Genomic DNA, 1,299 nt, shown 5'->3' on the forward strand with positions numbered 1-1,299 from the left:
CCAAAGAGTACGCTCATAGCGGTATCGCCGCGCAAGGTGGCACAGTTGACCTCGACAAAGTTATCAAGGGTATATTTGTTTTGCGCGCTGCTATTGGCTTTGGCTTTTTTAAGCGCGTAGATTTGGCTCGCCAATTGCGACTTGCCTGCCCCTGTTGCGCCTATTAAAAGTATTGGCGCGGTGGAGCGCGTCGCGACTTTTTCGATATCGGATATTAGCTTTTGATAAGCAGCGTTTTGGGTGACCAGATTGGCTTGTAAGGTTTGCCAATGTTGCTGCTTTTCGGCCTCAAAACGCTCACGCAAGCCATCGTAGCGTGAGACATCCAAATCAATCACTTGATAGCGGCCTTGCGGATCAGCTTGGTCGGGTCTTGGGCACGGCGAAGTTTGAACCAGATCGGCAGGAATAAACCCCGCCTCCACCAGTAAAAACCAGCAAATCTGTGCCACATGCGTGCCTGTGGTGAGATGTAGCAAGTAATCAGTATTATCTTGAAAATCAAAGCCTGTGGCAAAGTCATATAGCTCGGCATAGACATCGGCAAAGTCCCACGGGCTTGATAACGTCACATGATGAGCGATGACTTGTGTCTGCGGACTGACTTTGGCGATATCGTCTTTGACAATCTTAAACAGGCGCTTATCACGCTTGCTATATAAAACATGCAGCTCATCGACGAGCATATCATCGTGCAGGCATAGACTTACCGTCGGTCGCCAGCGTTGCCAACGCTTGTCATTAAAGCCGTTGTCTAAGGTGGTACCGAGAAAGCCGATGATGGCGGTTTTGTTAGGGATAGCTTGGTTAAGATGTTTTATATTAGACTGAGAGTTATTAGGCATATTTTTATTATAAGTCAGCTGCTCTATTGAGCTTTGTAAAAAGGGACATTCTGCTATAATCAAAGCAACCAGCTATCATTATAACCATAGCGTATAAATGCCTATTATAAATAAGGAACAAAAATGAGAAACCAAATCATGTATGGTCTATTAGGAGCCACATTACTGCTTGGCGCTTGTGCTGAGCCGCCACCAGAAGAAGCAGCGCCAGTTGAAGGACCGCCAGATACTGAAGTTGAGCCGGTAGAGCCAGTCGCTGAGTAATAAAACAGTATTAATAGTCTGCAAAACATTTGGCGAATGATTAATACTGTTTTTTATAAGGTTAAAACAAGCGTATTCTTTTTAGACAGTTACTTTAATTAGCTGTCTATCTTTATCAGCTGATCCATATCTAGCTCATCAGTCGCTTGCCCATCGTCAATGTAGTTATTGCCCCCGATAGCCATCTCAT

At 45.0% G+C, this 1,299-nt stretch carries 2 protein-coding genes; one reads left to right on the forward strand and one right to left on the reverse strand.

Features of this window, described 5'->3' with window-relative positions; genetic code table 11:
- Nucleotides 1-845 (reverse strand): RNA repair transcriptional activator RtcR family protein (locus ACS8FD_RS14970; protein WP_439276440.1); only part of this gene is annotated, 845 nt, incomplete at its 3' end.
- A 123-nt stretch (nt 846-968) separates the two neighbouring features.
- Here ACS8FD_RS14970 and ACS8FD_RS14975 point away from each other — a divergent pair.
- Entirely contained in the window at nt 969-1,109 is a 141-nt protein-coding gene (locus ACS8FD_RS14975) for a hypothetical protein (protein ID WP_439261028.1), read from the forward strand.
- Nucleotides 1,110-1,299: the final 190 nt, after the last annotated feature.

The sequence above is a fragment of the Psychrobacter sp. 1U2 genome (assembly GCF_051847575.1).